The organism is Acidovorax sp. FHTAMBA (assembly GCF_038958875.1).
Lineage (GTDB): Bacteria > Pseudomonadota > Gammaproteobacteria > Burkholderiales > Burkholderiaceae_C > Acidovorax.
In genome coordinates this window covers 1,451,780-1,476,059 of record NZ_CP152407.1, presented here as the reverse complement: position 1 = coordinate 1,476,059, position 24,280 = coordinate 1,451,780, and the positions used below count along the sequence as shown (strand labels likewise).

At 63.0% G+C, this 24,280-nt stretch carries 25 protein-coding genes; 5 read left to right on the top strand and 20 right to left on the bottom strand.

Annotation, left to right across the window (positions count from 1 at the left end; all coding sequences use genetic code 11):
- Positions 1-25 precede the first annotated feature (25 nt).
- The 3 genes from AAFF19_RS06850 to orn form a co-directional block, all read right to left on the bottom strand.
- On the bottom strand, positions 26-1,492 hold the full coding sequence (locus AAFF19_RS06850; protein ID WP_342721553.1) for a sensor domain-containing diguanylate cyclase: 1,467 nt from the start codon (positions 1,490-1,492) through the stop codon (positions 26-28).
- Positions 1,493-1,628: 136 nt separating this feature from the next.
- On the bottom strand, positions 1,629-3,506 hold the full coding sequence (locus AAFF19_RS06845) for a DEAD/DEAH box helicase (protein WP_342721552.1): 1,878 nt from the start codon (positions 3,504-3,506) through the stop codon (positions 1,629-1,631).
- Between the two features lie 309 nt (positions 3,507-3,815).
- Positions 3,816-4,394, bottom strand: a complete 579-nt coding sequence (orn, locus tag AAFF19_RS06840; protein WP_008904975.1) for an oligoribonuclease — start codon at positions 4,392-4,394, stop codon at positions 3,816-3,818.
- A 37-nt stretch (positions 4,395-4,431) separates the two neighbouring features.
- Here orn and AAFF19_RS06835 point away from each other — a divergent pair, with 37 nt between their 5' ends.
- Genes AAFF19_RS06835 through rsgA form a run of 3 tightly spaced genes read left to right on the top strand, consistent with a single transcriptional unit; the run spans position 4,432 to position 7,039 of the window.
- The gene (locus tag AAFF19_RS06835; RefSeq protein WP_342721551.1) at positions 4,432-5,739 is read left to right on the top strand and encodes a M48 family metallopeptidase; all 1,308 of its coding nucleotides are present in this window, start codon (positions 4,432-4,434) and stop codon (positions 5,737-5,739) included.
- Entirely contained in the window at positions 5,736-6,071 is a 336-nt protein-coding gene (locus tag AAFF19_RS06830) for a 4a-hydroxytetrahydrobiopterin dehydratase (RefSeq protein ID WP_008904977.1), read from the top strand. The genes AAFF19_RS06835 and AAFF19_RS06830 overlap by 4 nt, the downstream gene beginning before the upstream one ends.
- Positions 6,072-6,094: 23 nt before the next feature.
- Entirely contained in the window at positions 6,095-7,039 is a 945-nt protein-coding gene (rsgA, locus tag AAFF19_RS06825) for a ribosome small subunit-dependent GTPase A (protein WP_342721550.1), read from the top strand.
- A gap of 42 nt (positions 7,040-7,081) precedes the next feature.
- Here rsgA and AAFF19_RS06820 read toward each other — a convergent pair whose 3' ends face one another.
- From AAFF19_RS06820 to rpsP, 6 genes are all read right to left on the bottom strand, one after another.
- Positions 7,082-8,068, bottom strand: coding sequence for a CobD/CbiB family protein (locus tag AAFF19_RS06820; protein ID WP_008904979.1), 987 nt, complete (start codon positions 8,066-8,068; stop codon positions 7,082-7,084).
- 55 nt (positions 8,069-8,123) lie between these two features.
- Entirely contained in the window at positions 8,124-8,798 is a 675-nt protein-coding gene (locus AAFF19_RS06815; protein WP_342721835.1) for a CoA pyrophosphatase, read from the bottom strand.
- A gap of 121 nt (positions 8,799-8,919) precedes the next feature.
- Positions 8,920-9,312: a 50S ribosomal protein L19 gene (gene rplS, locus AAFF19_RS06810; RefSeq protein WP_008904981.1), complete on the bottom strand. Its 393-nt coding sequence runs from the start codon at positions 9,310-9,312 to the stop codon at positions 8,920-8,922.
- 128 nt (positions 9,313-9,440) lie between these two features.
- A complete protein-coding gene (gene trmD, locus AAFF19_RS06805) occupies positions 9,441-10,199 on the bottom strand; it encodes a tRNA (guanosine(37)-N1)-methyltransferase TrmD (protein ID WP_342721549.1) in 759 nt (252 codons plus the stop codon).
- 29 nt (positions 10,200-10,228) lie between these two features.
- Complete coding sequence (gene rimM, locus AAFF19_RS06800; RefSeq protein ID WP_008904983.1) at positions 10,229-10,798, bottom strand: ribosome maturation factor RimM; 570 nt, start codon at positions 10,796-10,798, stop codon at positions 10,229-10,231.
- Positions 10,799-10,873: 75 nt separating this feature from the next.
- Positions 10,874-11,125 (bottom strand): 30S ribosomal protein S16, encoded by a 252-nt coding sequence (rpsP, locus tag AAFF19_RS06795; RefSeq protein WP_008904984.1) that lies wholly within the window; start codon positions 11,123-11,125, stop codon positions 10,874-10,876.
- Positions 11,126-11,473: 348 nt separating this feature from the next.
- On the opposite strand from rpsP, the gene AAFF19_RS06790 reads away from it, so the two are divergent.
- A complete protein-coding gene (locus tag AAFF19_RS06790; RefSeq protein ID WP_008904985.1) occupies positions 11,474-11,995 on the top strand; it encodes a GNAT family N-acetyltransferase in 522 nt (173 codons plus the stop codon).
- A 16-nt stretch (positions 11,996-12,011) separates the two neighbouring features.
- Positions 12,012-12,458, top strand: a complete 447-nt coding sequence (locus tag AAFF19_RS06785) for a TM2 domain-containing protein (RefSeq protein WP_182118391.1) — start codon at positions 12,012-12,014, stop codon at positions 12,456-12,458.
- A 136-nt stretch (positions 12,459-12,594) separates the two neighbouring features.
- Here the strand turns inward: AAFF19_RS06785 and AAFF19_RS06780 are convergent, their stop codons facing one another.
- The 11 genes from AAFF19_RS06780 to AAFF19_RS06730 all read right to left on the bottom strand — a co-directional run bounded on the left by AAFF19_RS06780 (position 12,595) and on the right by AAFF19_RS06730 (position 24,108).
- The gene (locus AAFF19_RS06780; protein ID WP_342721548.1) at positions 12,595-13,605 is read right to left on the bottom strand and encodes an inorganic phosphate transporter; all 1,011 of its coding nucleotides are present in this window, start codon (positions 13,603-13,605) and stop codon (positions 12,595-12,597) included.
- A 19-nt stretch (positions 13,606-13,624) separates the two neighbouring features.
- Positions 13,625-14,272, bottom strand: a complete 648-nt coding sequence (locus AAFF19_RS06775; RefSeq protein WP_008904988.1) for a DUF47 domain-containing protein — start codon at positions 14,270-14,272, stop codon at positions 13,625-13,627.
- 168 nt (positions 14,273-14,440) lie between these two features.
- A complete protein-coding gene (locus AAFF19_RS06770) occupies positions 14,441-14,803 on the bottom strand; it encodes a DMT family protein (protein WP_342721547.1) in 363 nt (120 codons plus the stop codon).
- Between the two features lie 220 nt (positions 14,804-15,023).
- Positions 15,024-15,752, bottom strand: coding sequence for an ABC transporter ATP-binding protein (locus AAFF19_RS06765; protein ID WP_008904990.1), 729 nt, complete (start codon positions 15,750-15,752; stop codon positions 15,024-15,026).
- 2 nt (positions 15,753-15,754) lie between these two features.
- Entirely contained in the window at positions 15,755-16,549 is a 795-nt protein-coding gene (locus AAFF19_RS06760; RefSeq protein ID WP_008904991.1) for an ABC transporter ATP-binding protein, read from the bottom strand.
- Positions 16,550-16,572: 23 nt separating this feature from the next.
- The gene (locus AAFF19_RS06755; RefSeq protein ID WP_008904992.1) at positions 16,573-17,649 is read right to left on the bottom strand and encodes an ABC transporter ATP-binding protein; all 1,077 of its coding nucleotides are present in this window, start codon (positions 17,647-17,649) and stop codon (positions 16,573-16,575) included.
- Positions 17,650-17,662: 13 nt separating this feature from the next.
- Positions 17,663-18,592 carry a branched-chain amino acid ABC transporter permease gene (locus AAFF19_RS06750; RefSeq protein WP_008904993.1) on the bottom strand — a complete coding sequence of 310 codons (930 nt, stop codon included), beginning with the start codon at positions 18,590-18,592 and terminating at the stop codon, positions 17,663-17,665.
- A gap of 314 nt (positions 18,593-18,906) precedes the next feature.
- Positions 18,907-20,259, bottom strand: coding sequence for a replication-associated recombination protein A (locus AAFF19_RS06745; RefSeq protein WP_342721546.1), 1,353 nt, complete (start codon positions 20,257-20,259; stop codon positions 18,907-18,909).
- 94 nt (positions 20,260-20,353) lie between these two features.
- Complete coding sequence (gene lolA, locus AAFF19_RS06740; RefSeq protein WP_342721545.1) at positions 20,354-20,986, bottom strand: outer membrane lipoprotein chaperone LolA; 633 nt, start codon at positions 20,984-20,986, stop codon at positions 20,354-20,356.
- A gap of 46 nt (positions 20,987-21,032) precedes the next feature.
- Entirely contained in the window at positions 21,033-23,369 is a 2,337-nt protein-coding gene (locus AAFF19_RS06735; protein ID WP_342721544.1) for a DNA translocase FtsK 4TM domain-containing protein, read from the bottom strand.
- A 61-nt stretch (positions 23,370-23,430) separates the two neighbouring features.
- Positions 23,431-24,108 carry a cyclic nucleotide-binding domain-containing protein gene (locus AAFF19_RS06730; RefSeq protein WP_342721543.1) on the bottom strand — a complete coding sequence of 226 codons (678 nt, stop codon included), beginning with the start codon at positions 24,106-24,108 and terminating at the stop codon, positions 23,431-23,433.
- Positions 24,109-24,280: the final 172 nt, after the last annotated feature.

The following is a 24,280-nucleotide window of genomic DNA, read 5'->3' as shown; positions in this document are numbered from 1 at the left end:
CTCAGCAAACCCCGATCAGCCCACGCTAGCAGGCGTACCGCCGGTCAACACCCTTGTCCTGGTAGTACCTGGTTTTTTCCGCATACATCGCCTGGTCAGCACGGTGGATGGCCGACTCCACCATATCGCCTGATTGGCATGAGGCAATGCCGATTGCCAAACTGACGGGCTGACCCGGGTAGAACTGGTTGTTCAGCTCGAGCATGGAGAGAATCCGGTCCTGAAGCGCCAGGGCGCTGCGCTCGTCCACGCCAGGCAACAGCACGATAAACTCGTCGCCTCCGATGCGCGCCGCACAAGCCGGCGGATCCACGGCCTTGGCCAGCACTTCGCCCACCCTGCGCAAGAGTGAATCCCCTGCTGCATGGCCCTGCTCGTCATTCACCGCCTTCAGCCCGTTCAGGTCGATGGCGATGATGGACAAAGGCCACGGACCTTTGCGGGTGATGCGGTTGAGCTCTTCGGCATAAAACGCCCGGTTGCGCAGCTGGGTCAGGACATCATGTTTGCCAAGGTACTCCAGGTACGCCTCTGCCTTTTTGCGGGCCGTGATGTCCACCAGTGACAACAGCACCAGCCCCCAGTCGGCAAGAAAGTCCGCCAACACCGAAAACTGCATGTGGATGTACACCGCATCGCCGGACAGTGCGTAGTTGACGACTTCGCGCTGCTGGAAAGTCTTGCCCTCCCACAGATCGAGCAGCTGCTCGGCAAAGGATTCGTGCATCTCACCCCTGAATACCCGCCCGATATTGTTGAGCAGCATCTCCTTGCTGGACGCCCCGAACATGCGCAGCGTCTGCTGATTGACATCGATGACACGGATTTCCTGCATGCAACGTGTGACAAATTCAGGGTGTACCTTGATGAAGGTTTTGAAGTCGTCAATCCCGCTCGCGCGAACCCCGTCAAGCAGTGCCTTTACCGCGCTGAAATCCTCCACCCACAGTGATACCGGTGAATGCTCAAACAGGTCGCGCGCGTACCTTTCGCTGCGCCGCAGCTGGAGAGCACCCTGCACCTGCGCCGTGATGTCTTCCAGTGAAATCAGCACGCGGCCCCAGTCCTGTTCGTAGCCCGGCAGCACGCGGGCACGAATCTGGACGTCAAGCCTTCGGCCATCGAGTGCGTAGTTGACAGACTGGTTTGAAAACTCCAGCTTCCCCGCCCACAGTGCGGCGAGTTCATGGATGACTGCGTCGTGCATGTCATCCCTGAATACCTTGTCCAGGTTTGATTCGAGCGTTTGCTGGCTCTCGGCGGCAAACAGCGCCAGCGTACGCCGGTTGACTTTGAGCACCTTGAGGGCCGCGCTGCACTGACGTAGCCTGCCCGGATCCTGCGCAAGATGGGAGCGCAAGTCTGTGACTCCCTGGGCACGCCAGCCGTCAAAAAGCCGTTTCAGGTCACTGTAATCCTCCAGCCAGAGCGACACAGGCGCCAGATCAAACATGTGCTCAAAGTCAGCACCCGACGACAACGAAGAAGACACAGCAGATTCCTCCAGTGGTCATTATTGACGAGCCATTGATCACAGCTGCCCCCGAAGCGTCGCCGCCATGAAAAAAGGCTGGCACCTTGCGGAACCAGCCTTTGCAGTAGAGGGCAAAGCCCTCTGACAGTGAGCATCAACGCGCGGGTCGTGCCGGGCGCTTGCGGGCATCATGGGCCACGAAAGGCTTGCCGCCACCACCAGCGGGCTTGGCAAATGCCGGTTTGCGTGGCGCGAAATCACCGCGTGGTGCACCCGCATCGCCACGTGGAGCAAAGCCACCACGGCCTGCGTCACCAAATCCAGGCTTGCGGCCGTAACCTTCTCCGTCACGACGCGGTGCAAAACCACGGTCGCCACCACGGTCATCACGGCCCGCAAAACCGCCACCGCCTTCACCACGGGCAGGAGCACCACGGTTGTCACGGCCAGCGAAACCACCGCCAAAGCCACCACCGAAACCACCACGGTCATTGCCACCACGTGCGGGACCACCGAAGCGGCCGCGCGATGGGTTGTCGCGGTTGTCATACGAACGGCCCGGAGCGCCACGGCCACCACCAAAATCGCCACCGCGAGGTGCCTGCGGCGCGCGCTGCGAAGGCTCCATGCCCGGAATCACTTCGGCCTTGAACTGCTGGCGGCTGTACGACTCAATGTCGTAGATCTTGCGGCGATCGCGGAACTCGGCAAACGTGATGGCCAGGCCATCGCGGCCCGCACGGCCGGTACGGCCGATGCGGTGGGTGTAGTCCTCGGCCTTCATGGGCAGGCCGAAGTTGAACACGTGGGTGATGGTGGGCACGTCGATGCCGCGTGCGGCGACATCGGTGGCCACCAGGATCTGCACCTGGCCGGCGCGCAGTGCCATCAAACGGCGGTTGCGCAGACCCTGGCTGAGGGCGCCGTGCAGCGCTACGGCCGAGAAGCCCTCTTGCTGCAGGTCGTTGGCCAGGCCGTCGCATTCCACCTGGGTGCTGGCGAACACGATGGCCTGGTTGATCGTGGTGTCACGCAGCCAGTGGTCCAGCATCTTGCGCTTGTGCTGGGCGTTGTCGGCCCAGTACAGCACCTGCTTGATGTTGGCGTGCTTCTCTTGCGGAGAGTCAATGGTGACCTTCTGCACAGACGAACCTCCGTCGTGCATCACGCGCATGGCGAGCTGCTGGATACGGGGTGCGAACGTGGCGCTGAACATCATGGTCTGCTTGCGCTGGGCGGTCAGCTGGTTCAGTTCGGCCAGGTCGTCCGAGAAGCCCAGGTCGAGCATGCGGTCGGCTTCGTCAACGACCAGGAACTGCACCTTGTCGAGCTTGATCTGCATCGAGCGCTGCAGATCCAGCAGGCGGCCAGGAGTGGCCACCACCAGGTCGGCGTTCTGCAGCTTGGCGATCTGCAGCTGGTAAGGCATGCCGCCCACCACGTTGGCCACGCGCAGGCCACGGCAATGCTTGACCAGGTCGATGGCATCGTGTGCGACTTGCTGAGCCAGTTCACGCGTGGGGCACAGGATCAGGGCGCCAGGGGTGGCGGCCTTGAAGTTGCGCGAGCTGGTGGGGTCCTTGCGTTTGGCACGCTTGGGGGCAGGTTCGCCACGGGCGGCGGCTTCGGCCACGGCGCGCTCGAAAGCAGCGCGCTCTTCGGCTTCGGCAGCAGCCTGCTGGTTGATCAGCGTGTGCAGCACGGGCAGCAGGAAGGCGGCAGTCTTACCGCTGCCAGTCTGGCTGGAAACCATCAAGTCGATGAACTTGGTGGAGTCGTTGCCGCTGCCCATGGCCAAGGGAATGGCCTTGAGCTGCACGCTGGTGGGCTGGGTGTAGCCCAGGTCAGCTACGGCTTGCACCAGTTCAGGGGCGAGGCCCAACTCAATAAAGCCGTTGGGTTCAGCGGTCACGGCAACGTCGGCCGCAGCTGCCACCACGGCGTCCAGAGGGGAAGACTGCACGGAAATCTCGGCAGCAAAGGAAGTATCGGCAGGCGCGAATTCGCCCTGCACCAAAGAGGTGTCGGTCATGATTTTTCTCTCACGAAGACGATCGCAAGCGTAGCCTGCGGGTGGCTTCGTCAATGGTTAAAAAACATCAACCATCAAACGAAACCTGCATTGCTCTGGGCGGATGCTGGTGGGCGTTGTTCGCTGGTCCTGTACTGCCTGGAGGCAGTCGGCCGGCAAGCCCTGTGTGTGAGGGGAGATGCACAAACTGCTAGGAACACTTTCCTGCGCAGCCGCTGATTATGACATGAATAGGTATTTTCCCGCAAGCCCTATCGACTCCAGCTCCATTTTCCCCGAGGAGCGCCGTCTGCCCGCGGCCCCATGCGGCTATACCGACAGCAGGTGCTTGCGGTAGTGCGCCAGCTCATCAATGGATTCGTGCACGTCGGCCAGGGCCGTGTGCTTCTGCGCTTTCTTGAAGCTGGTGTAGGCCTCGGGCTTCCAGCGCTTGGCCAATTCCTTAAGGGTGCTCACGTCCACGTTGCGGTAATGGAAGAATCGCTCCAGCTTGGGCATGTAGCGCACCAGAAAGCGCCGGTCCTGACCGATGCTGTTGCCGCACATGGGCGCGGTCCCCTTGGGCACATATTTGCTCAGGAAGGCAATGATCTGCTGCTCTGCCTCCTCCTCCGTTACGGTCGAGGCCTTCACCTTGTCGATGAGGCCGCTGCGGCCGTGGGTGCCCTTGTTCCAGGCATCCATCTTGCCCAGCAGTTCATCGGACTGGTGGATCGCAAAAACGGGCCCCTCGATGCGGGGCTCCAGACTCGGTCCCGTCACGATGACGGCGATTTCCAGCAGGCGGTCGGTATCGGGCTCCAGGCCGGTCATTTCGCAGTCGAGCCAGACCAGGTTCTGATCAGATTTGGCAAGTGCGTGGGGGGTGGGGTTGTTGGCTTCTGACATGGCGCGCATTGTCGCCGATGGCCTAAACTCGCCGTTCATGCCCACTTCCGAAGCCTTCTCCCCCGCCATGGCGCTGACGCTTGCGTTTGCTGCCGCTCTTACCCTGGGCCTGGCACTCAAGTTCTGGCTTGCTACGCGCCAGATCCGGCATGTGGCGCGGCACCGCAGCGAAGTCCCCGCAGCATTTGCCGAGCGCATATCTCTGGCGGCGCACCAGAAGGCTGCGGACTACACGATCACCAAGGCGCGCCTGGGTTTGCTGGAAATGGCACTGGGTGCGGCGGTGCTCCTGGGCTGGACGCTCCTGGGCGGGCTGGACGCATTGAATCAGACATTGCTCGGCACCCTGGGTGGCGGAATGTGGCAACAGCTCGCGCTGCTCGCCGCCTTTGCTGCCATCAGCGGCCTGATCGACCTGCCGCTGTCGCTGTACCAGACCTTTGTTGTCGAAGAGCGGTTTGGCTTCAACAAGATGACCTGGCGCCTGTGGGTGACCGATGCGCTCAAGGGCCTGCTGGTCGGCGCCCTCATCGGCCTGCCGATTGCCGCGCTGATCCTGTGGATCATGGGCGCGACCGGCCCGCTGTGGTGGCTGTGGGCCTGGTGCTTCTGGATGGGTTTCAACCTGCTGCTGATGGTGGTGTATCCCACTTTCATTGCCCCGCTGTTCAACAAGTTCCAGCCGCTTGAAGACGAGTCGCTCAAGGCGCGCGTGACGGCACTCATGCGACGCTGCGGCTTCTCGGCCAAAGGGCTGTTCGTGATGGATGGCAGCCGGCGCAGTGCCCATGCCAACGCCTACTTCACGGGCTTTGGTGCCGCAAAGCGCGTGGTGTTCTATGACACCCTGCTGCGCCAGTTGACCCCGGGCGAGGTCGAGGCTGTGCTGGCGCATGAGCTGGGGCATTTCAAGCATCGGCACATCATCCAGCGCATCGTGACCTTGTTCGCATTGAGCCTGGCGGGCTTTGCGCTGCTGGGCTGGCTCTCCAACCAGGTGTGGTTCTACACCGGCCTGGGCGTGCGGCCAAGTGTGTCGCTCGATCCGGCCATGGCTGCAGCCCCCAATGATGCGCTGGCCCTGCTGCTGTTCATGCTCGTGGTGCCGGTCGTCACGTTTTTCATCTCCCCGCTGTTCTCCCAACTTTCGCGCCACCACGAGTTCCAGGCAGACGCGTACGCCGTGGCCCAGGCCAGCGGCGCCGACCTGTCATCGGCCTTGCTCAAGCTGTACGAAGACAATGCCTCCACGCTCACCCCTGACCCGGTGTACGTGAAGTTCTACTACTCGCACCCACCCGCTACAGAGCGGTTGGCACGCATGCAAACCCCTGCACACCCATGAGCACCATGTTGAAGAAGAAAGACTGGTCAACGCACACCCGTCGTGCGCTGACAGCTACTGAAGTTGTAGCAAATCTGGCCAAACTCGAAGGCTGGACCCTGACTGGCGACGGCGCCCACGTGGCCATCGAAAAAACGTACCAGTTCGCCAACTACTACGAGACCATCTCGTTCGTGAACGCGCTGGCGTTCGTCGCCAACGCCCAGGACCACCACCCCGACCTGTCGGTGCACTACAACCGCTGTGTGGTGCGCCTGAACACGCACGATGTGAACGGCATCTCTGCCACCGACTTCGACTGCGCCAGCGCGTTCGATGCGCTGGTGGCCTGACCCCATGATCAGACTTGCACACCATGGGTGAACGCAGCGCGCTCATGGAAGGCACCGTGGTGGCCAGCCATGGGCGCCACTGCATGGTCGAGACGCCCGATGGTGAACGCCGCATCTGCCATCCACGCGGAAAAAAAAGCCATGCCGTGGTCGGTGACCATGTGCTGTGGCAGGCTCCCCCACCCGGCCAGGGCGAGGAAGGCACCATCGAAAAGGTCAAGGAACGGCGCAACCTCTTTTACCGCCAGGACGAGATCCGCACCAAGTCCTTTGCTGCCAACCTGGACCAGGTGTTGATCCTGATCGCCGCCGAACCCGTCTTTTCAGAAAGCCAGCTTGCGCGTGCACTGATCGCTGCCGAGGCCGAGGGCATCACGCCCATCATTGCGCTCAACAAGAGCGACCTGGTCGAACCCTTCGCCCGCGCCTGGGAGCGCCTGCTGCCCTACCGGCACATGGGTGGCGGCAAACACTATGGCGTGCTCCCGTTGTCGCTGGCGCTGTCAAGTGACGTGGACCGCGCCCTGCTGATGGAGCACCTGCAGGGCAAGACCACCCTGGTGCTGGGCCCCTCGGGGTCGGGCAAGAGCACCCTCATCAATCTGCTGGTGCCAGGCGCCTCCGTGCTCACCGGCGAAATCTCCCAGGCCCTGAATTCGGGCAAACACACCACCACCAGCACGCACTGGTACTGGATGGACAAAGCCCGCACCACCGCCCTCATCGATTCGCCAGGGTTCCAGGAATTTGGGCTGTACCACATTGCCCCCATGCAACTGGCGGCCTGCATGCCCGATATTGCTGCCCATGCGACTGCCTGCAAGTTTTACAACTGCACCCACCTGCACGAGCCCGGCTGCGGTGTTCTGGATGCAGTCAAATCAGGCCCCGGCGCAGGTGGAATAAGCGCAACACGCTATAAAATTTATAGCGATCTGTTTGAAGAGCTGAGCCACACGCGGTATTGAAGGCGCGCAAGGCGCCGAAGGCGGCCCAAACCGGGCTTACGCCTAGCCCAGCAGACGCGCCAGGGTGAGCAGCGCCAGCAGCAGCATCCACACCACCACGGAGCGCCATACCAGCCCCACCACGCTGCGCAGATGCCCCACTTCGGGTTCGCGGCCGGGGGTGGCGTCGCTGTCGCCCAGATCCGCATCGATCTCCAGCCCCTGCGGCGCATGAAGGTCCGTGCGGGCCTTCAGGGCTTCTCCGCCCAGGCGCACGTTGATGGCACCCGCCGTTGCGGCAAGCACCACGCCATCGTTGTCGTTGGGAAAACGCTGGGCATGAAAACGCCATCCCTCGATCGCCTCCTCAAAACTGCCAACCACCGCGAAGCTCAGGGCAGTGAGCCGCGCAGGAAGCCAATCGATGGCCGTCCACGCTTGGGCAGAAGCCCTCTGCAGTGAGGCACTGGCGGGCTGTGCGCCCGAGCGCAGCCGGTAGTGCCAGTGGCGTGACACGAACTCGGCCAGACGATAAAGCACCGCGCCCGTAGGGCCCAGGCCCAGCGCCGCGAGCACCGAAAACCACGCCAGCACGCCAAACACATGGCGGTGCGCTGCCAGCACCGAGTATTCGATCACGTGGCGCACGATCTCGCTGCGCGGCAGCGCACCCACGTCCACCTGCTGCCAGTGGGCCAGCCGCTCGCGGGCAGCATCTTCGTCGCCCTCTTCCAGCGCATCGCGAATGCTGGTGAAGTGGTGGCTGAACTGCCGAAAGCCCAATGTGATATAGAGCACAGCAACGCTCCAGAGCACCGCAAACGGCCAACCCAATCCCCACAGCAGCAGCCAGTGGATGGCCAGCGTGACCAGTGCCGGCACAAGGACTGCAAGGCACCACGCCACCCAGCCGTGGTGCTGCTTGCCCGCGTCAAAATTGCGGCTGACAGATAGTGCCCACGCACGAAGGCCCGCATGGATGGGGTTGGTACGTGCCAGAGGACGGGCCTGCTCGATCAGCAGAGCGAACAGGATGGCGAAGAAACTCATGGGGCAATGATACTGGCGGTTCACCCCGGTCCGCGCCCTGCAGGGCAGCCTTGCTTCACGCCAGCATGAACCGGTAGAAGTTGCGCAGCATCCCTGCCGTGGCACCCCAGATGAAGTGGTTCTTGTCACCCTGCTGGTAGGGCATCGAAAACCATTCCCGGTGGACACCATCCAGGTCAAAAACATGGCGGCGGTGGTTGGCCGGGTTCAGCAAGAAATCGAGCGGCACTTCAAAGAGGTCTGCCACCTCGTAGGGGTTCGGCTGCAGCACGCAGTCGGGCCGCACCAGCGCCACCACGGGCGTGATGATGAAGGACGAACCGGTGACATAGGTGGGCAGTGCGCCCAGCACCTCCACAAATTCCGGCGCCAGCCCCACCTCCTCCTGGGCCTCGCGCAAGGCGGTGTCGGCGGGGGTGGCGTCCTCGGGATCCGCCCGACCGCCAGGGAAGGCCACCTGCCCTGAATGCGTGGACAGGTGGGCCGTGCGTTCCGTCAGCAGCACCGTCGGTTGCTGCCGAAGCACCACCGCGATCAGCACCGACGCGCGCGCGGGCGGCCGGTTCATGAACTTCTTTTCCAGCAATACCTCAGGCTCCCACCGAGGGGGAGCGGCAAACCGGGCGCGCAGCGCGCCTGCGGTTTGGGCCTGGGCGGGAACGGCAGGCAGTTGCTCGTCTGTGCCCACCACGGGCACGAGGCGCGGGTCGAAATCCGGCAGGCTCGACAAGGGAGCGATCACGGACGAAACGGCGGAGTTGGGCGAAGTTTTCACAACCAGGGGCGAAGACCGGACAAAAAAAAGCCGCTACAGACCGAACTGTAGCGGCTTGCCAGGATGCGGCAGTGCCTTATGCGGCGGCGGTTGCCGCCTTGGCCTTGTTGACGCGCTGTGGCAGCTTTTCCTTGATACGTGCCGACTTGCCGCTGCGGTCACGCAGGTAGTACAGCTTGGCGCGGCGCACGTCACCACGGCGCTTGACTTCGATGCCGGCGATCAGCGGGCTGTAGGTCTGGAACGTACGCTCCACGCCTTCGCCGCTGGAGATCTTGCGCACGGTGAAGCCGCTGTTGAGGCCGCGATTGCGCTTGGCAATCACCACACCTTCGTAGGCCTGCACGCGCTTGCGGGTACCTTCCACCACGTTCACGCTGACGATGACGGTGTCACCAGGGGCGAATTCGGGGATGGTCTTGTTCAAGCGGGCGATTTCTTCCGCTTCCAGGGTCTGAATCAGGTTCATGTTTGATATCCAACGATCTTGTCCGCGCCAAAAATGGCTGCGTCGGGATTGACGTCTCAGTGTTTTGCAGGAGAACTCCCTGTCAAAACGGCCGGCCAGAGGATCGAAAAGCCTTTGATTATAGCAATTCAGCCGAACTTGGCCAATACGGCTTCATCGGCAGGCGCCAGATGCCCTGCCTTGCGCGCCGCCTCGATGAGATCGGGCCTGTGCCGGGCCGTGGTGGCCAGGCGCTGGTCACGCCGCCAGCGCTCGATCTGCGCATGGTGGCCCGACATCAGCGCGGCAGGCACCTGCTGCCCTGCCCATTCTTCGGGGCGCGTGTAATGCGGGCAATCGAGCAGTCCATCGAGCGCCGGGTTGAAGCTGTCGAGCTGGTGGCTGCCCTCATCATTGAGCACACCGGGCTGCAAGCGCGCCACAGCGTCCAGCAGGGCCATGGCGGCGATCTCGCCCCCAGACAGCACAAAGTCGCCCAGACTCATCTGCAGATCGACATGGGTATCAATGAAACGCTGGTCAATGCCTTCATAGCGCCCGCAGAGCAGGATCGCACCCGCACTTGCAGACCAGCGCTCCACGGCAGCGTGGTTCAGCGTTTCGCCAAGGGGCGAAAAAAGAACCAGGGGCACATGACTGCCCCCGGCCTCACCACGCTCCACCCGGATGGCGGCAAGACACCGGGCGAGGGGCTCAGCCATCATCACCATGCCCGGTCCGCCGCCAAACGGCCGGTCATCGACACGGCGGTAGTTGCCGTCGGCGTGGTCGCGCGGGTTCCACAGGCGCACATCAACCTGCCCACCTGCATACGCGCGGCGGGTCACGCCGCTGGCCAGGAACGGCGCAAACAGCTCGGGGAACAGGGTGATGATGTCAAAGCGCATGGTGGGCGGCGCCCCTGGAGGTGTGTCGGTCAGTAGTCAGGCTGCCAGTCCACGGTGATGCGTTTCGCGGCCAGGTCCACCTTGTCGATGAAGGCGGAGACAAAAGGAATCATGCGCTCCTGGGCCTTGCCGTCCTGTTCATAGGCCAGCACCAGCACCGTCTGCGGGCCGGTGGACATCAGCTCCTGCACCTGCCCCAGCGCCACGCCTTCACGGTTGACGACCGCAAGACCGATCAGATCGACCCAGTAGTACTCGTCCTCCGAGGTGGTGGGAAAGCTGGAACGCGGCACAAAGATGCGTGCACCGCGCAAGGCTTCGGCGGCATCGCGGTCATCGATGCCCTGCGCCCAGGCCACCACGGTGTCGGAATGGTCCTTGGCCTGGCGGATGGACAAAAGCACCGTGCCCGCAAAGGTCTTGGCCCCCCGCTCGGAGGGCTGCAGGTACCAGCGTTTGGAGGCAAACAATGCTTCGGGGCTGCTGCTGTGTGACAGCACCTTGAACCAGCCCTTCACCCCCCAGGCATCGGCAATGCGCCCCACTTCAACGGCGTCTGTGGGCAGCTCTGCAGGTTCGAGGGTCAGGTGGGTGGCCATGGTGGAAGATTCCAGAATAGGAAAAGGGCGGGTTTCGCCAGGCATGCCGACGAAACCCGCCCTTTTCAGGGAACTTTAAGCAGCCTTCTTGGCGGCTTGCTTGATCAGGCGGTCCACGGTGGGCGAGGACTGGGCGCCCACGCTCTTCCAGTACGTCAGACGGTCTTGCACGATGCGCAGGCCTTCTTCGGATTCCTTGGCGGTGGGGTTGTAGAAGCCGATGCGCTCGATGAAGCGGCCATCACGGCGCACGCGCTTGTCAGCAACGACGATGTTGAAGAAAGGACGGCCCTTGGAGCCGCCGCGGGAGAGTCGAATGACGACCATGATTTATCCTTCGGGTGGTGAACTCCGGCAACATTTGCCTTGAGCCACAGTGTTCGCAACCATATTCGCAACGCTTGAGACACGCGACATGGCCACCCGGCCAGCGACACGCTGCAAAGCCCGCGATTATATCGGTTTCCTGGTACGGCGTGTCATTCTCCGTCAGCAGCTCGCACGGGCAGCAATGTCTGCCCTTTCCACCAACCCCTGGAGGACGCGGGGCAAAGGGCTTGGCACACTGCCGTGCCCCAGCTCAAGTCTCTATACTGCGGCGCGCAGAACGCCCGAGTTGCCGGGCAGTTTCCCCGGCCTTTTTGTGCACGCCAATGTGCACCACACCCCTCAGATATGCCCACCATTCGACCCAGCACCGACAGCGACATTCCCGCCATCACGGCGATTTACCAGCACCATGTGCTGCACGGCACGGGTACGTTCGAAATCGATCCGCCTTCCGAAGCCGACATGACCGGACGCCGCGCCGACGTGCTGGCCCGCGGGCTCCCCTGGCTGGTGGCTGAAAAAGACGGCGAAGTGCTGGGCTTTGCCTACGCCAACTGGTTCAAGCCCCGCCCTGCCTACCGGTTTTCTGCCGAAGATTCGATCTATGTGGCCGACAGCGCCCGCGGCATGGGCCTGGGCCGCCAACTTCTGGCCGAGCTGGCCGTGCAGTGCGAGGCAGCAGGCGTGCGCAAGTTGCTGGCCGTGATCGGCGATTCGGCCAACGCGGGCTCCATCGGTGTGCACCGGGCACTGGGCTTTACCGATGTGGGCGTCATGCGCTCGGTAGGCTGGAAGTTCGGCGCCTGGCGCGACATCGTCCTCATGGAGAAGACGCTGGGCGCGGGCGATACCACCTCCCCCGAGTGAGAGCAGGCTCCGCATGATCAAGAACAAGACCGTGGCGGCCTGGCTGGCCTTTCTGGGCGGGCCGCTGGGCCTGCACCGCTTTTACCTGCATGGCCTGACCGACATGCTGGGCTGGTTGCTGCCGATCCCGACAGCGCTGGGCATCTACGGCATACAGCGGGTACAGCAGCTCGGCCAGGACGACCACTACAGCTGGGTGCTCATCCCGCTCCTGGGCTTCACGATCGCGGGTTGCGCCTTGCAGGCCATCGTGTTTGCCCTGAAGACGCCCGAGGCCTGGAATGCGCGCTACAACCCCACGGCAGCCCCCGACGCCGTGCAGGGGCAGACCCGCTGGACCACCATCGGCGCGATTGTGGCGTCGCTGCTGATCGGCACCACTGTGCTCATGGCCAGCCTCGCGTTCAGCTTTCAGCGGTATTTTGAGTACCAGATTGAGGAAGCGCGCAAGATTTCTCAGTGAAATCAGCCGCCAGCGCTTACCAGAAAAGCGCTTATAGCTATTAATTTAATAGCATAAAGAACTCGCGCCGCACTCTCCCACTGAAGATGTCGGTGCATGGCGGCGCCCTGCCGGTGGTTTTCGACAGGGGCAGTCCTCAGAAAATCTGCAGACTAATCCAGTACGCCACAGCAGCCATGAAGGCGCTGGCTGGAATCGTCAGTATCCACGCCCAGACAATGTTGCCCGCCACGCCCCAGCGCACGGCGCTGGCACGCTGGGTAGACCCCACACCGACGATGGCGCCGGTGATGGTGTGGGTGGTCGAGACCGGGATGCCCAGCATGGTCGCCAGAAACAGCGTCATCGCCCCGCCCGTTTCGGCACAAAACCCGCCCACGGGCTTGAGCTTGGTGATCTTCTGGCCCATGGTTTTCACGATGCGCCAGCCACCGAACATCGTACCCAGGCCAATCGCCACGTAGCAGCTCACGATGGTCCAGGTGGGGGGTGCCGCGTCAGACGCCGAGGTATAACCCGTTGCAATCAGCAGCAGCCAGATGATGCCGATGGTCTTCTGCGCATCGTTGCCGCCGTGGCCCAGGCTGTACGCACCGGCAGACACCAGCTGCAGACGCCGGAACCATTTGTCCACCCGGCTCGGGCGTGCCCTGCGAAAGATGTGTGCCACCGCCACCATCAGGATGGAGCCCAGCAGGAACCCGAGCAGCGGCGAGACGAAGATGAACGCCACCGTCTTGAGGATCCCGGCCGAGATCAGCGCACCCGCGCCGGCCTTGGCGATCACGGCACCCACGATGCCGCCGATGAGGGCGTGCGAGGAGCTGCTGGGAATGCCGTAATACCAGGTGATCACGTTCCAGGTGATCGCGCCTACCAGCGCACCAAACACCACATGGGTGTCCACCACGCCCGGCTGCACGATGCCCTTGCCCACGGTGGCGGCCACGCTCAGGTGAAACACAAAGATGGCAATGAAGTTGAAAAAGGCCGCGAACAGGACGGCCTGCCCAGGCTTGAGCACGCCGGTGGATACCACCGTGGCAATCGAATTGGCCGCGTCATGGAACCCGTTCATGAAGTCGAACAGGATCGCGAGGGCCACGAGCATCACCACAACCCACAGGGCTGTCTGTACGGTTTCCATAATGGTCCGCCTGCAGAAATCAGGAGTTTTCGAGGACGATGCCCTCGATGCAGTTGGCCACGTCCTCGCACTTGTCGGTGATGGTCTCCAGAAGCTCATAGATCGCCTTGAGCTTGATCACCTCGCGCACATCGGGCTCTTCGCGGAACAGCTTGCTCATCGCGCTGCGCATCACGCGGTCGGCGTCCGATTCGAGCTTGTCGATTTCTTCGCAGGTCTTGAGCGCGGCCTCGGCCACGGCCGGATCGGCAATCTTGTCGAGCAGCTTCACGGCGTCGCGCACGCGCTCGCAGCACTTGAGGCTCAGGTCCGTAAGGCGGGTGATTTCCTCGGTCATGTGGCGCACGTCGTACAGCGCCATGGTTTCGGCCGAGTCCTGGATCAGGTCGGCCACGTCATCCATGGTGTTGATAAGCGCATGAATCTGCTCACGGTCAATCGGGGTGATGAACGTCTTGTGGATGGCCTTGTTCACGTCGTGCGTCACACGGTCGGCGGCCCGCTCGGCGTTGTCCACGTCCTGGTTGTACTTGTCGCGCAGGTGCGGGTCGCTGTAGTTCGCCACCAGCTGCGAGAAGGCCCGCGCAGCCTCGACAATGCGGTCCGCATGCTGGTTGAACATTTCGAAAAAATTGCCTTCGCGTGGCAACAGCTTGGCAAACAACATGGAGACTCCTGGATCGGGACCGATTTATGGGGTGAGAGAAAAAACCATGACAAATGCATGACTTTTTTGTGACAGGCGAGTTTAACCGGCCGCCTTTGCACGTCTGCAACGGCGCACCACCCGAGGCGCGCGCATCCTGCAGGTGCCGCGCATGGACCGCTCAATGCATCAGGCACTGCGAAAAATGAAGTACACCGCCCCCACCAGGCACAGCCCGGCCCACAGGTAGTCCCACTTGAGCGGCTGCCCCATATAGAAGACGGCAAACGGCACAAACACCGCCAGCGTGATCACCTCCTGCATGATCTTGAGCTGCCCGATGTTGAACTGGGTATAGCCAATACGGTTGGCAGGCACCTGCAGCAGGTACTCGAACAGCGCGATCCCCCAGCTCACCAGTGCCGCGATGTACCACGGTGAGATAGCCAGGTTCTTGAGGTGCCCGTACCAGGCGAACGTCATGAAAACATTGCTCGCCACCAGAAGCAGAACTGTCTGGAGCGAGATGGGCAGGGCTTGCAGGGTGGACATCAGGGAGCGGAACCGGGTGGCCGAAACCGCGAATTATGAACAAAAACAAGGCCTGGCGCTTGGTACACAAGCGCCAATAGCTACAAAAACAATAGCACCAACCGATGCAACACGCAGGGCGCGCGCGATTCACAAAAAAAGGCACTGCCGTACGGCAGTGCCTTGTCGGTCAGCCCCTTGCGCAGCACACGGGTCACCCGCGCTGCGCAATGGCCGGAACTCACTCGCCCAGATAAGCGGCGCGCACCTTGGGGTCGTTCAGCAGCTCCTGGCCCGGGCCCGACATGGTGATCAGGCCAGACTCCATCACATAGCCACGATCGGCAATCGCCAGCGCACGGCTGGCGTTCTGCTCCACCAGCAAAATGGTCACGCCCAGGGCGTACACGTCGCGCACCACTTCAAAGATCTTGTCCACCATGATGGGCGACAGGCCCATGGAGGGCTCGTCCAGCAGCAGCACCTTGGGCTGGCTCATCAGCGCGCGACCCATGGCCAGCATCTGCTGCTCGCCACCCGACATGGTGCCAGCGAGCTGGTCCTTGCGTTCGCGCAGACGCGGGAAGATGGTGAACATCTTTTCGATGTCGGCCAGGATGCCCGCCTTGTCGCGGCGCGTGTAGGCGCCCATCTGCAGGTTCTCGGTGATGGTCATGCGGGCGAACACGCCGCGGCCTTCCGGCACCATCACCAGGCCCTTCTTCACCAGGTCCCACGCGCCCTTGCCCTTGATGCTCTCGCCCAGGTACAGGATGTCGCCATCGTTCATGCCCAGGGTGCCGGTGATGGCCTTCATGGTGGTGGTCTTGCCGGCGCCGTTGGAGCCGATCAGCGAGACCAGCTCGCCCTCGCGCACTTCAAAGTCGACGCCCTTCACGGCCTGGATACCGCCGTAGGCCACTTTCAGGCCCTTGACCTGCAGCAGTACCTTGTTGGATTTTTCGGCCATTCTCAATGTCCTCCGGTGCCCAGATAGGCCTCAATCACTTTTTCGTTCTTCTGCACGGTGGCGGGCGTGCCTTCTGCGATCTGCTTGCCGTAGTCGAGCACCGTCACGCGGTCGCACAGGCCCATCACCAGTTTCACGTCGTGCTCGATGAGCAGGATGGTGCGGTTGTCGTTGCGGATGCGGTCGATCAGTTCGCGCAGCAGCACCTTCTCGGTCGCGTTCATGCCAGCGGCGGGCTCGTCCAGCGCAATCAGTTGCGGATCGGTGGCCAGGGCCCGGGCGATCTCCAGGCGGCGCTGGTCGCCGTAGCTCAGGGTGCGCGCCTTGTAGTCGGCAAACTTGCCGATGCCGACGTAATCCAGCAGCTCTTGCGCGCGCTTGGCGATGGCGGCCTCTTCTTCCTTGAAGGACTTGGTGCGCAGCACGGCGCCCAGCAGGCCGGACTTGGTGCGGATGTGGCGGCCCACCATCACGTTTTCCAGCGCGGTCATGTCCGAAAACAGACGGATGTTCTGGAACGTGCGGGCAATGCCCGCCTTGGCCACCTCGTGCACGGCCGTGGGCTCGTAGGGCTTGCCCGCCAGCTCGAAGGTGCCGCTGTCGGGCGTGTACAGGCCGGTGATCACGTTGAAGAAGGTGGTCTTGCCCGCGCCATTGGGGCCGATCAGGCCGTACACCTGGCCGCGCTCGATGGTGATGCCCACATCGGAGAGGGCCTGCAGGCCACCAAAGCGCTTGGAAATGCCGGCCACCCGCAGCACCACGTCGCTGGCCGATTTCTGAATGTTCTCTGCCATGTTGTTCTAACTTTCTGCGGTGTTCAGGTCTTCTGCGTCAGGCTCTTGCCGTGGTCGGGCGCAGGCCACAGACCACGGGGGCGCATCAGCATGATGATGATCATGGCCAGCGCAATCAGCAGCTGGCGCAGGATGGCGGAGTCGAGGCGACCGTCCGTCATGGCCTGCAGCGGGCCGGCCACGTAGCGCAGCACCTCGGGAAGAGCCGACAGCAGCACGGCACCCAGGATCACGCCGGGAATATGGCCAATGCCACCCAGCACCACCATGGCGACGATCATGACCGACTCCATCAGGCTGAACGACTCAGGCGACACAAAGCCCTGGAAAGCGCCGAACATGGCGCCCGACACACCACCAAACGACGCGCCCATGGCAAACGCCAGCAGCTTCATGTTGCGGGTGTTGATGCCCATGGCCTTGGCGGCGATCTCGTCCTCACGGATGGCCATCCAGGCGCGGCCCACGCGCGAATCCTGCAGGCGGTAGCAGATGATGACGGAGACCACTACCAGCACCAGGAACAGGTAGTAATAGAGGGTCACCGAGCTGATGTCAAAGCCGAACACCTCCAGGCGCTTGCCGAGGTCCAGCCCGAAAATCTTGACCGAGTCGATCTGGCCCACGCCCTTGGGGCCGTTGGTCAGGTTGACAGGGTGGTCCAGGTTGTTCAGGAAGATGCGGATGATTTCGCCGAAGCCCAGCGTCACGATGGCCAGGTAGTCGCCGCGCAGCTTGAGCGTGGGCGCCCCGAGCAAGGCCCCGAAGAACGCCGCTAATAACGCTGCTACCGGTATCACCAGCCACAACGAGGTGTGCAGGCCATCAGGGAACATGGCCGCAAAGGCCGCAAAGTTGTCCGCCAGGTGCGGCGAGGCCATCAGGGCAAACAGGTAGGCGCCCACGGCGTAGAACGCCACGTAGCCCAGATCGAGCAGGCCGGCGTAGCCCACCACGATGTTCAGGCCCAGGGCCAGCAGCACGTACAGCAGGGCCAGGTCGGCAATGCGCACCCAGGCGTTGCCGAAGGATTGCAGGATCAGCGGCAGCACCAGCAGCGCCACGGCGCCGATGATCCAGTTGGTTTTGGTGTTCTTCATGGTGTGAGGCTCCTCAGGCGCGATCGGCCACACGCTCACCCAGCAGACCCGAGGGGCGCAGCGTCAGGATGATGATGAGCACGATGAACGCAAAGATGTCGGTGTAGTGGCTGCCGAGCAGGCCGCCCGTGAGCGTGCCGATGTAGCCCGAGCCAATGGCTTCGATCAGGCCCAGCAGGATGCCGCCCACCACCGCTCCGGCCAGGTTGCCGATGCCGCCGAACACCGCCGCCGTGAAGGCCTTGAGCCCGGGCAAAAAGCCCATGGTGTGCTGTGCGGTGCCGTAGTTGGAGGCATACATGATGCCGGCGATGGCCGCCAGGATGGCGCCAATGATGAAGGTGGCCGAAATCACCATGTCGGGCTTCACACCCATCAGGGAGGCCACGCGGGGGTTTTCAGCCGTGGCACGCATGGCACGCCCCAGGTTGGTGTGGTTCACCAGGTACACCAGCAGCGCCAGCGAGATGGCCGTGACGCCCAGGATCAGGATCTGCGTTGGGGTGATGTACGCGCCGCCGATTTCAAAGGGCGAGCTGGGCAGCATCGTCGGATACGGCTTGTAGTTGGGCTTCCAGATGATCATGGCCAGCGTCTGCAGCAGGATCGACATGCCGATGGCCGTGATCAGGGGGGCGAGACGGGGGCTGTTGCGAAGGGGGCGATAAGCCACTTTCTCGATCACGAAATTGAGCGTTGCAGCGACCACGCAGGCAATCAGGGTGGCCAGCAGCAGGATGAGCCAGCCGGGGGCGCCGGGCATGGCCGCCTGCATCATTCCTATGCAGCTCCAACTGGTCAGGGCGCCGATCATGAGCACCTCGCCGTGGGCAAAATTGATCAGCTGAATAATGCCGTACACCATGGTGTAGCCCAAGGCTATCAAGGCGTACATGCTGCCCAGTACCAGACCGTTGATGATCTGTTGCAGCAAAATGTCCATAAGAGAAGTCCTTCGTTTGTGACGTACCCACCGCATTGGCACCGGAATCGGTACAGCCTTGTGGGCCCGCCTGCCATGTAGCAAAAAACCCGCCAGGAATGCAGCTGTGCGGGTTTGTGGACGGGATTGTAGCGAGTAGTCACAAGCGCCCCCCGGCATGCCGGGCGGGGTTTTCCCTCGGGTTGGCGCCGCATCAGAGGGCAACGCAATTCATAAGCTTGCATGATGCAAGCAGGAAAATTGATGTGCAAACTTATTACCTGTTTCATGCCATATCAGCATGAAGCAGGGTGCGCGGGCCCTTGGGCAAGGGATCAGGACGACTCGGCCGGCCCGTCCGCACGATCGGCCAAAACATTGCGCGCGCGCAGCTCACGCAACTTCTGTGCAATCTTGATTTCGAGCCCGCGCTCCACTGGCTGATAGAAACCTGGCTCCGGCATGCCTTCGGGCAGGTAGTTTTCGCCCGCCGCGAAGCCGCCTTCCTCATCGTGCGCGTAGCGGTAGCCCTTGCCATAGTCGAGCTGTTTCATGAGCTTGGTGGGCGCATTGCGCAGGTGCATGGGCACCGGGCGAGTGCCATCCTGCTTCACCCAGGCGCGGGCGGCGTTGTAGGCCTTGTAGACGGCGTTGGATTTGGGCGCCACCGCCAGGTACACCACGCACTCGGCCAGCGCGAGCTCGCCCTCGGGGCTGCCCAGGCGTTCGTACACCTCGCTCGCATCCAGCGCCAGCCGCAGGGCGCGCGGGTCGGCCAGGCCGATGTCCTCGCTGGCCATGCGCACCAGGCGGCGCGCCATGTAGCGCGGGTCGGCGCCGCCGTCGAGCATGCGCACCAGCCAATACAGCGCGGCGTCAGGGTCGGAGCCGCGCACCGACTTGTGCAGCGCGCTGATGGTGTCGTAGAACTGCTCTCCGCCCTTGTCATAACGGCGCATGCGCTCGCCCAGCACCTTGAGCAGCCAGGCGTCGGTGATCTCGGCAAGCTTTTCCTGCGTGGCCGCCATGGCCAGGGTTTCCAGCGTGTTGAGCAGGCGCCGCGCGTCGCCATCGGCATAGGCCACCAGGCGGTCGATTGCTACATTTTCGATAGCTGGCAGCGCTTTCTCTGCCTGCGCCAGGGCCACAATTTGCTTCAAATCCTGCTCGGACAGCGGCTGCAGCACGTAAACCGCAGCGCGCGACAGCAGCGCGGAGTTCACCTCGAACGACGGGTTTTCAGTGGTCGCACCAATGAAGGTGAACAGCCCGCTCTCCACATGCGGCAAGAAGGCATCTTGCTGGCTCTTGTTGAAGCGGTGCACTTCATCCACGAAGACGATCGTGCGCTGCTGCATCAGACCATCACGCGCGGCCTCGGCGCGTTCGACCGCTTCGCGGATGTCCTTGACCCCGCCCAGCACGGCACTGATGCTGATGAACTGCGCGTCAAAAGCATCGGCCATGAGCCGCGCGATGGTTGTCTTGCCCACACCCGGCGGGCCCCAGAGGATGCAGCTGTGCGGGCGGCCCGATTCGAACGCGAGCCGCAGCGGCATGCCCGGACCCAGCACATGCTGCTGCCCGATCACCTCGCCCAGCGTGCGGGGCCGCAGGCGCTCGGCCAGGGGCTGGTGGGCCGAGGGGTGGGCCTGGGAAGGTGCTGCGGAGGCACTGCGTGCTGCCATGTTCGTATCCTGTCTACATCACGCTGGTTTTTAAGCCAAATTGGCCTCTAGCGCTTATCTGATAAGCGCTGGCAGCTATCTTTTTCGCAGCAACTTACTGTTTCACCACATCCGCTCCAGCGGGCGGCTTGAACTGGAAGGTGCTGGCGGGCAGCGCTGCGTTGGCCTGCATGCCATTGAAACGAATCAGGGAGCGCTGGCCAAAGCTGTCCAGAATGTCGAGGGCCGCCAGTTGCTCACCCGCAAAGCCCACGCGCACGCTCTTGAGCTGGCCGTCTTTCGTTTTGGGGCTGGCCTGCACCCACTGCAGTCCATCCTGCTCCGGCGCGGCTTCCAGCGTGAACTCGGCCTTGAGCGCCGACAGGTCGGGCGCCGACGCCAGCAGCGCGGCGGGCGTGCTGCCCAGGGCCTGGGACTGCGAGCGCTGGGTGACCTGGTTCAGGTCCACGTCATACAGCCACAGGGTCTGGCCGTCGGCCACGATGGTCTGCTCAAACGGCTTCTTGTAGGTGAACTTGAAACGCCCGGGGCGCTGAAACTCAAAACTTCCGCTCGACGTCTTGGTGCGCGCAGTCTGACCGTCCTTGGGGGGCGAAGTCACAGTCTGGGTGAAGTCCGCCTTGCCTGTCTGGGTGCCCTTCATGAAGGATTCCAGGCTTTTCAGGCCGTCAGCGCTTGCCAGCGTTGCGCTGGCAGCTATCAAAATTGCAGTAACTGTCTTTTTCAAAGGGAACTCCTGTGGGGCACTGGCTGGGCCCATCGCCCTGCCCTTGTCATTCGCTGCGCGCGGGAACCAGCACTTCGCGCTGGCCGCTGGTGGTCAGGCCACTGACAAGGCCGGCCTTTTCCATGTCTTCCAGCAGCCGCGCCGAGCGGTTGTAGCCAATGCGCAGCTTGCGCTGCACGTACGAGATGCTGGCCTTGCGGTCCTTGAGCACCACTTCGACGGCCTGGTCGTACATGGGGTCTTTCTCACCACCTTCGCCATTGCCGCCGTCCCCGGTCAGATCGCCGTCGCCATCCACAGTTCCACCCTCGAGCACGCCCTCGATGTAGTCCGGCTCCCCTTGTTCCTTGAGGTAACTGACGACACGGTGTACTTCCTCGTCTGACACGAAGGCGCCATGCACCCGAATGGGCAGGCCCGTGCCGCTGGCCATGTAGAGCATGTCGCCCATGCCCAGCAGCGCTTCAGCGCCCATCTGGTCGAGGATGGTGCGGCTGTCGATCTTGGAGCCAACCGAGAACGCGATGCGGGTGGGAATGTTGGCCTTGATCAGCCCCGTGATCACGTCGACGCTGGGGCGCTGGGTGGCCAGGATCAGGTGGATGCCGGCAGCGCGAGCCTTTTGCGCGAGGCGGGCGATCAGCTCTTCGATCTTCTTGCCCACCACCATCATCAGGTCGGCCAGCTCGTCGATGATGACCACGATGTGCGGCAGGCGCTGCAGCGGTTCGGGCTCTTCGGGCGTCAGGCTGAAGGGGTTGTAGATGAACTCCTCGCGCGCCTTGGCTTCGTCGATCTTGACGTTGTAGCCCGCCAGGTTGCGCACGCCCAGCTTGGACATGAGCTTGTAGCGCCGCTCCATCTCGGCCACGCACCAGTTCAGGCCGTGGGCGGCCTGCTTCATGTCGGTGACCACGGGCGCCAGCAGGTGCGGGATGCCTTCGTACACCGACATTTCCAGCATCTTGGGGTCGATCATCAACAGGCGCACATCGCGCGCTTCGGCCTTGTAGAGCAGCGACAGGATCATGGCGTTGATCCCCACCGACTTGCCCGAACCCGTGGTCCCTGCCACCAGCACGTGTGGCATCTTGGCGAGATCTGCCACCACCGGGTTCCCGACGATGTCCTTGCCCAGGCCCATGGTGAGCATGCTCTTGGCCTCGTGGTAGACCTGCGATCCCAGAATTTCGGACAGGCGGATGGACTGGCGCTTGGCGTTGGGCAGCTCCAGCGCCATGAAATTCTTGCCGGGGATGGTCTCCACCACGCGGATCGAGACGAGACTGAGCGAACGCGCCAGGTCCTTGGCCAGGCCCACGATCTGCGAGCCCTTCACGCCTGTTGCGGGCTCGATCTCGTAGCGGGTGATCACAGGGCCGGGCATGGCCGCGACCACGCGCACTTCCACGCCAAAGTCCTTGAGCTTTTTTTCGATGAGGCGGCTGGTCATCTCCAGCGTCTCGGGGGCCACGGTTTCCTGGCGCTGCAGCGGGCCATCCAGTAAATCCACCAGCGGGAGCTTGCTGTCGGGCATCTCGGTGAACAGGGGTTTCTGGCGCTCCTTCACCACGCGGGTGCTCTGGGGCACGTCCACCAGCACCGGTTCGATGATCTGGATGGGCTGGGGGTGGTGCACTTCGCTCTCGGTGCGCTCCTCCAGCACCACCACCTCGCGCTCACGCGCCGCCTTGCGGCCCACTGCCACGTCCTTGGCCACCTCGCGCCGGGCCAGGCGCGACTGCACAAGTGCATCGATGCGCGCACCCAAAAACTCGGCCACGTGGCCCCACGAAAAGCGGAAGACCAGCGCGGCGCCCAGCACCGCCAGCACGATGGCCAACAGACCCGAACCGGTGAAACCCAGCCATTTCACGCTTGCGGGCCCGGTGACGTAACCCAGCACACCGCCCGCATGGCCGGGCAAAAATGATTCAAAGCGGTACAAGCGGGACCACTCCAGCGCCGTGCTGGAGCACATCAACACCACAAGGCCCAGCCAGAAGACGGACCGGCGGGCCATCGGGCTTGCCGCGCCTGCGGCGGTCTCGCCGCCGCGCATCCAGCGCGCCAGCGACGACAGCCAGGCACGCACGCCCGCAGCCACGCACCACCACACCGAAAAGCCCAGAGCAAAGTAGCTGCCATCCGCCAGCCAGGCGCCAAAGCGGCCCGCCCAGTTCGCCACCATGCGGGAATCACTGCCCCCCGACGTGGACCAGGCCGCGTCCTGCGCGGAATAGCTCACCAGCGCCAGCAGCCAGAAAACCAGGGCCAGCAGGCCCACCACTAGGCCAATTTCATGGCCAAAACGGGCAGCGCCCGTGCGGGGCGGCGACTTGGCCGCGGACGATGCGTTCAGGGTATTGAGGGAATAGGTCATAAGCGTGCCGGGCGAGCTTACCGCATGCCTCGCGGGGCATGGCACCGGAGCACAAGCGTTGCTAGCCCAGCGCGTTCAACCGCTCCTTGAGCATGGTGGCGCCACTGGGCAGGGCTTCGATGAATCCGCGCTCTTCCAAGTCCTTCATGACCCGGCTCACCATCTCGCGCGAGGCGCCCACCATCTTGGCCAGATCCTGCCGGGATATCTTTTCCTTGATGATGAGCTGGCCCTGGGCGTCTGGAATGGCGAAATCCAGCAGGGCGTGGGCCACGCGGCCATAGACGTCCAGCAATGCCAGCGACTCGATCTTGCGGTCGGCGTGGCGCAGCCGTTTGACCAGCCCCCGCATCACCACCAGCGACATGGAGGCGTTCTCCGCCAGGCACCGCGCAAATTCCGCGCGTCCCAACATGAGCACATCGGTCTGTACCTCGGCGCGCACGGTGGCCGAGTGGGGTTCGTTGTCGATGATGCTCATCTCGCCCAGGTAGTCGCCCTGCGAAAGGGTGGCAAGGATCACCTCGCGCCCCCGGCTGTCCGATGTCATGACCCGGGCGCGCCCCGTGAGCAGGATGAACAGGGCATTGGACTTGTGCCCCTGCTCCACCAGCGCCTCGCCGCGCTTGAAGCGGCACTTGATCACCGCACCACTGATCACCTCGGCCTGATTGACCGTGATAAGTGAAAACAGCGGCACCCGGCGCAGCAGGTCGAGGTTGGACAACATCGTGGACATGCAAACATCTCCTTTCAGAGGGGGTGACCCGACCGGAACCCCGACGGGCTATCAATGGGTTCTTACAATCACCGTGATTGAAAACGGGGCACTCGCGCAAGCGAACGCCGGTTGATACTTGGCGGCTCAACCCCCAGCTTCCCCCACAGCGCCCCACGTCGCGGGCGCAAAA